Here is a 6691-nt window from a genome sequence, read left to right as displayed (position 1 = left end):
GGCCACGACCGGTCGTGGCGGGCTGAACCGTCCGCTACCTGGTCAGCGGCCGAGGTGGCTGTAGACCTCGGCGGCCACGGCGGTGTCGCCGCGCGGCGTCGGGTGGAAGGGGAGACCGACCAGGTTGACCTTCGGGTCGAGGGCGGCCAGCACCCACGGGTCGGGGGCGCACAGGCCGTGTCCGGCGGTTGGGACCCGGGCGTCGACGAAGTCGATCGAGAGGAGCTGGGCCGCATCGCGTTCGGCGTCGTCGAGGCGGTTCCAGAAGGCGTTGACGGCGCCGCCGCGGGGCTGGATGTAGCGGAAGGTGCCGAGGACGTCGAGGCACCAGGTGTTCGACTTGGCCGGGGCCAGTTCGGGATAGCCGACGAGTTGGATCTTCGCGTTGGGGGCGTAGTACTTCACGTACTCGACGACCTTGCGGATGCGGTCGGCGTAGGCGGCGCCGGTGATGGTGTCGAGCTCGGGCCAGTGCTCCTTGTCGACGGCGTCGGCGTCGCAGCCCTGGCTCATGTTCAGCGCGCAGCGCAGCTGGCTGGGGGCGTCGGCGACCTTGGTGGAGTCGCGCGGCCAGGAGTCGTTGGCGCCCAGCTGGATCGCGACCACCTGGGTGCGCGGGCCGAACGCGCCGTTCTTGCTCGCCTTGATCGCCAGCTGCGACAGGGTGTAGCCGTCGCGGCCGGGGATCTCCTTGCCGGTCGAGGTGACCGGGCCGCTGTCGATGGAGGCGTTGGTGCAGGTCGCGTTCTCGAAATCGGCTGCGGGGACACCCATCAGCGCGCTGAGCTGGACCGGCCACGAGGTGGCGCGGTGCAGGCACTCGTGCGCCGCGGCGTCGTTGTTGCCGTCGCATTTGACCAGGACCCCGTCGCAGGCCGGGTTCGCGGCGAACGAATCACCGAGTACGACAAGGGCGCGACCCTGCGCGGGGGCCGGTTCGTCGGCCCCGGCGACGCCCACCGAACCCGCGGCGGCGAGCACCGCGGCGACGGCGGCCAGCCGCAGCGACGCGCCCTTGGTCGTGAAACTCAACATGCAAATCCTCCCCAGCGGAAACGTTGCGCTAGACCGACAGTGTTGCTCATGAGACCGACAGTGTTCTCATCAGGCCGACAGAGTTCTCACGAGGCCGGAGGGACGATCATGTAGGTCAGCTTCGGCCAGGCCACCGACAGCGGGACCAGCGGCTCGCGCAGGATCCAGATGTTCACGTGATGGTTCTGGCCCGCGATGCCGAGCTCGTCGATCATCTGCAGCGCTTGGGTTTTCTGCCCGAAGTTCGCGAGGAACGCCCGCTGCTCCGGACTGTCGTTGTAGCCGACCCACAGGATGGTGGTGGCCGAGTCCGGCGGCGGACCCCACACGGCGAAACCGCGATTCGGGCTGTAGGTCGGCGGGATCGACTGGAACTTGCCGTAGTGGTCGAGCGCGCCGGCCTCGTTGTAGGCCTCCGCGACCACCGCGGTCGCGGCCCGCTCCTCGGGCGGCAGACCCGCCGCCACCTTCTCCACGGCGTCGGCCAGGTCCGCCCAGTCGTCGTTGCCGTAGTGCTGCAGGAAGCCCAGTTTGCTGGTGTTGGGGACGTCGATCCAGCTCTTCGGGTAGGGGAGCGTGGCCAGGGCGGCCATCAGAATCGCGGTGAGAACGGTCAATCCGGTGAACACGCGCCGCAGCACGGCCGCCGGACGCGGACCCGCGGTGTCGAACAAGCCCGACAGGACCGTCGCGCCCGCACCGAAGATCGCTGGAATGATCCCGGCGACGTAATAGGACCGGCCGTGGCTCGCGACCACCAGCACCACCATCAGCAGCGTCGCGACGAGCACGAACCGGTACGGCCGCAGCTTCGGATCCCGGGCCAGGCCGTACAAGCCCAGCACGCCCAGACCGCCGCCGAGGAAGCCGGTGACCACCAGGATCGCGATCACCGTGCCCCACTGGCCGCCGTCGCTCTGCGCGGTCTCGTGCGCGATGGCGGCATTGGTGGCCAGCTGCGGCCAGTCGTGGGAGGCCTGCCACAGCAGGGCCGGGGTCATGGCCGCCACCATGATCAGCAGACCCAGCCACAGGGCCGGGCGGCGCAGGATCTCCCGCGGACCCGCCACCAGCATGGCGGCGCCGACGCAGGCGCCCAGCATCAGCACCAGCCACTTGTCCTGCACGTCGATCGCCGCCGCCACGCCCGCGGCGACGAGCAGGCGGTCGCGGCGGGTGCGCACCCAGCGGACCAGCAGCCAGATGATCAACGCCTGGAACGCCACATCGATGGCGACGCTGTCGAGCACGGTATAGGCGAAGATGAACGGCGAGGCGGCGTAGCCCGCGGCGGCGAGGAGCTGGAACCGTTCCCGCGCACCGCATTCGTAGGCGACCGCGGCGGTCAGCACCGACACCGCGATCAGCAGCAGCAATCCGGGGATCCGCAGCGCGATCACCGATCCGGGCGCGAGCACGTCGGCCAGCCGCGCGATCATCGGGATCAGCGGGCCGTTGTCGACGTAGCTGACGGCGAGGCGGCGACCGCACGCCAGGTAGTACAGCTCGTCGCCCGCCAGCTGGAACCGGAACGCCGAGACCGACCAGACCAGCGTGATCACGCCGGAGACCAACAGGACACCGCGCCACGCGAACTGCGGCGGCGCGGTCGTCGCCTCGGATCCAGGGGTGATGGTGAGCGTCATTGCTTCTCCGGGTCAGTGCGACGCGAGGTGGCTGTGGATGGCGGCGGCCACGGCCGTGTCGCCGCGCGGCGACGGGTGGAAAGGCAAGGCGGACGGGCTCTGCCGGGGATCGAGGAAGTTGCTGAACCACGGGTCGGCGGCGCACAGGCCGTGTCCGGCGGTCGCGGGCTTCAGGTCGATGAAGTCGACGCCCAGGATTCCGGCGGCCTCGCGCTGCGCGGTCTGCAGCCGGTTCCAGTACGCGACCATGGCCCCGGCCCGCGGCTGGACCCAGTGCACGAAGCCGAGGACGTCCGCGCACCACTCGGTCGCGCCTTCGGGCGCGATCTCGGGGTAACCGATCAGTTCGATCTTCGCGTTCGGGGCGTAGTACTTCACGTAGTCGACGACCTTGCGGACGCGGTCGGCGTAGGCCGTCCCGGTGATGGCCGTGTAGTCCGGCCACCGGCCCTCGGCCACGGCGGCGTCGTCACAGCCGTGCACGAGGTCGATCACACAGGTGAACACCTTGTTCACATCCGCGGAGAGGGTCGCGTCCTTGGGCCAGGAGTCGTTGAACCCGAGCTGGATGGTCACCACCCGGGTCCGCGGCCCGAACGCGCCGTTCTGCGCGGCGTCGAGGGCCAGCTGCGCCAGGGTGTAGCCGCCGCGGCCGGGCACCTGCTCGCCGGTGGAGGTGACCGGGCCGGTGTCGATGGACGCGCTCGAGCACGAGTTGTTGACGACGTCCGCGGCCTCGACGCCCATCAGGGCGCTCAGCTGGACGGGCCACGAGGAGGGTCCGTGCAGGCAGGCCCGCAGCCCGGTGCTGTCCGGGTTCTCGCATTTGGTCAGCACCACGTCGCAGGACGGGTTCGCGCTGTAGGAGTCGCCGAGCACCACGAGCGGGCGGCCGGGTGCCGGGGTGGGTTCGGCCTCGGCGGCGCCGGCGGATACCGCGGCGGCCAGGACGCCCATGGCGACGGCCAGCCGGGGTAGGAGTACGGCCCGGCCGGTTGTCCAGGAACTGGTCAAGTGCAAAATCCTCATCGAGCCACAGCCATGCCGAACGGGGCGCGATTATGATGCAGCCCACAGCAACTGACAGATAAAGCAAAGTAACTGCATTTCACTTGGTTGGCAAGCAAGCGATTCGCACCTGGCGAAGGGGCGTCACCTACCCCACAACGCAGTTCGGCCCAGGCGAGAGAATATTCTCTGGCCTGGGCCGATAAGGGTGGCTGACGGGACTCGAACCCGCGACACCCAGGATCACAACCTGGTGCTCTACCAGCTGAACTACAGCCACCATCGCCGGTAACTTCCGGCGCGCTAGAGCTTAACGTGTCGCCGCTGTGAGTACCTAATCGGCTGTTCAGGAGGGGTTTACGGGCGGCTGCGCGGGGGTCGTCAATTCGGCGGCGACAGCGGCGATCTCGGCCGTGGAGGGGCCGGGAGCCGGAACGAACGCGGTGCGGCGGTAGTACCGGAGCTCACGGATGGACTCCTGGATATCGGCCAGCGCGCGGTGCGCGAGCCCCTTCTCGGGCTGACCGAAGTAGATCCGCGGGTACCAGCGCCGGGCCAGTTCCTTGATCGAGCTGACGTCGATCATGCGGTAGTGCAGGTGCGTGTCCAGCGTGGGCATGTCGCGCGCGATGAACCCGCGATCGGTGGCGATCGAATTGCCCGCCAGCGGAACGGTCCGCGGCGTCGGCACGTACTGCTTGATGTAGTCGAGCACCTGCTGCTCGGCCTCTTCGAGGGTGACGACCGACCGTCGCACCTCCTCGGTGAGACCCGACTTGGCGTGCATCTCGGTCACCACCGGCGGCATGGCGGCCAGCGCGGCGTCGTCGGCGTGGATCACGATGTCCACGCCCTCGCCGAGAATATTGAGGTCACTGTCCGTGACGAGCGCGGCCACCTCGATCAGCTTGTCGCTGTCGAGCCGCAGCCCGGTCATCTCGCAGTCCATCCACACCACGTACTTGTCGGTCACCGCCAAACACTAACTCTTCGCCCGATCCCCACCTGGTTCGGATCGGACCGTCCGCGCGGCCCGAACCTGATTGGTTAACAGTGGGCAACCCGCGTCGAGGCCGCTCGGACGTGCGATCGAGCAGTATCGTTGCGGTCGAATCTCACGCGCGGCGAGCGGATGGCGTGTGGGTCGGGCAGTTTCTGAGCAGTCGGCACGGCAGACGGAGGAAGCGCGATGACCACCCCGCAGGAGAAGGCAGCGGCGGCTCGGAAGGCCGCCGAGGAGGCGGCACGGATCGCGGCCGAAGCGGCGGCCGCGGCCGAAGCCGCCGAACAGGAGGCCGCCGCGCAGGAGGCTGCCACCGCGGCTGCGGCTGCGGCGGATTCGGACGGCAAGGCCGCGGGCACGGCGAAAGTGGCTGCCGCCGATGCCGATCCGGCGAGCGAGGACGAGGTCGCCGCCCGGGAGATCGCCGCCGGGTACGCCATGGAGGGGGTGGCGCTGGAGCTGGGCACCGTGATCGTCGGGGGCACCGTGCATCCCGACGCGCGGGTGCGGATCCCGATGAAGACCATGAACCGGCACGGACTCATCGCGGGGGCCACCGGTACCGGTAAGACCAAGACCGTGCAGGGCATCGCCGAGCAGCTCTCGGCGGCCGGTGTGCCGGTCGTGGTGGCCGACATCAAGGGCGACCTGTCCGGGCTGGCGCAGCCCGGACAGTCCAACGAGAAGCTGCTGACCCGAGCCCAGGAGACCGGCGACGCGGACTGGAAGCCGCAGGGGTTCCCGTGTGAATTCGTCTCGCTCGGCACCGGCGGGATCGGGGTGCCCATCCGGGCGACGATCACCTCGTTCGGTCCGATCCTGCTCAGTAAGGCGCTGGGGCTCAACGAGACTCAGGAGTCGACCCTCGGCCTGATCTTCCACTGGTCGGACCAGCAGGGCCTGGCGCTGCTGGACCTCGACGACCTGCGCTCGGTCATCCAGTACCTCACCAGCCCGGAGGGCAAGGAGGATCTCGAGGGCATCGGCGGCGTCTCCGCGCAGACCGCGGGCGTGATCCTGCGCGCGCTGGTGAACCTGGAGGCCGACGGCGGCGACACCTTCTTCGGTGAGCCGGAACTGAATCCGGCCGACCTGATGCGCAGCGCGGGCGGGCAGGGCGTGATCACCCTGTTCGAGCTGGGTGCGCAGGCCGCGCGGCCGCAGATGTTCTCGACCTTCCTGATGTGGGTGCTGGCCGACCTGTTCCAGACCCTGCCCGAGGTCGGCGATATGGACAAGCCCAAGCTGGTGTTCATCTTCGACGAGGCGCACCTGCTGTTCAACGGCGCGTCCAAGGCGTTCCTGAACCAGGTCGAGCAGACGGTGAAGCTGATCCGCTCCAAGGGCGTCGGCGTCTTCTTCTGCACCCAGCTGCCCACCGACATCCCCAATGCGGTGCTCTCCCAGCTGGGTGCGCGCATCCAGCACGCGCTGCGCGCCTTCACGCCCGAGGATCAGGCGGCGCTGTCGAAGACGGTGCGCACCTACCCCAAGACCGCCACCTACGACCTGGAGAAGGCGCTCACCTCGCTGGGCATCGGCGAGGCGGTGGTGACGGTGCTGTCGGAGAAGGGCGCGCCGACCCCGGTCGCCTGGGCGCGCATGCAGCCGCCGCGCTCGCTCATGGACACCATCGGCGACGACGCGATCCGTTCCCGCGCACAGCAGTCCACGCTGTACGGCAAGTACGGCCAGACCGTCGACGCGGAATCGGCGTACGAGATCCTGACCGCGAAGATCCAGGCCGCCGCCGCACAGGCCGATCAGGAGGCGGCGGCCAAGAGCTCGCGCTCGGCCAAGCCGGCGCCGGAGGAGGATTCGATGGCGGAGAAGATCGTCAACAATCCGGCGTTCAAGAACTTCCTGCGGTCGGCGGCCACCGTGGCCGGGCGCGAGATCAGCCGCAGCATCTTCGGCACCCGGCGGCGGTAGGCCGGTCGGGCTCAGTGCCCGATATTGCGGCTGAGTAGATCGTCGATGGTCTCGCGGCGGACCAGTT

5 protein-coding genes and 1 tRNA gene are annotated in these 6691 nt (G+C 69.2%); 1 reads left to right on the top strand and 5 read right to left on the bottom strand.

Annotated elements, in window-relative coordinates; translation table 11 throughout:
- Positions 1 to 42: 42 nt before the first annotated feature.
- The 5 genes from ACFV4K_RS21980 to orn all read right to left on the bottom strand — a co-directional run bounded on the left by ACFV4K_RS21980 (position 43) and on the right by orn (position 4662).
- Positions 43 to 1035: an SGNH/GDSL hydrolase family protein gene (locus ACFV4K_RS21980; protein WP_379277251.1), complete on the bottom strand. Its 993-nt coding sequence runs from the start codon at positions 1033 to 1035 to the stop codon at positions 43 to 45.
- Between the two features lie 86 nt (positions 1036 to 1121).
- Positions 1122 to 2681, bottom strand: coding sequence for an ArnT family glycosyltransferase (locus tag ACFV4K_RS21975; RefSeq protein ID WP_379277249.1), 1560 nt, complete (start codon positions 2679 to 2681; stop codon positions 1122 to 1124).
- 12 nt (positions 2682 to 2693) lie between these two features.
- Positions 2694 to 3695 carry an SGNH/GDSL hydrolase family protein gene (locus ACFV4K_RS21970; protein WP_379277247.1) on the bottom strand — a complete coding sequence of 334 codons (1002 nt, stop codon included), beginning with the start codon at positions 3693 to 3695 and terminating at the stop codon, positions 2694 to 2696.
- Positions 3696 to 3896: 201 nt separating this feature from the next.
- Positions 3897 to 3969, bottom strand: a tRNA-His gene (locus ACFV4K_RS21965).
- Positions 3970 to 4035: 66 nt separating this feature from the next.
- Positions 4036 to 4662 (bottom strand): oligoribonuclease, encoded by a 627-nt coding sequence (gene orn, locus ACFV4K_RS21960; protein ID WP_379277245.1) that lies wholly within the window; start codon positions 4660 to 4662, stop codon positions 4036 to 4038.
- Positions 4663 to 4878: 216 nt separating this feature from the next.
- Here orn and ACFV4K_RS21955 point away from each other — a divergent pair, with 216 nt between their 5' ends.
- The gene (locus ACFV4K_RS21955) at positions 4879 to 6624 is read left to right on the top strand and encodes a helicase HerA-like domain-containing protein (protein ID WP_379277243.1); all 1746 of its coding nucleotides are present in this window, start codon (positions 4879 to 4881) and stop codon (positions 6622 to 6624) included.
- Positions 6625 to 6691: the final 67 nt, after the last annotated feature.

The sequence above is a fragment of the Nocardia sp. NPDC059764 genome, from assembly GCF_042732555.1.
Classification (GTDB): domain Bacteria; phylum Actinomycetota; class Actinomycetes; order Mycobacteriales; family Mycobacteriaceae; genus Nocardia.
The sequence above is the reverse complement of the archived record's forward strand: the minus strand, read 5'-3'. Positions and strand labels throughout refer to the sequence as shown.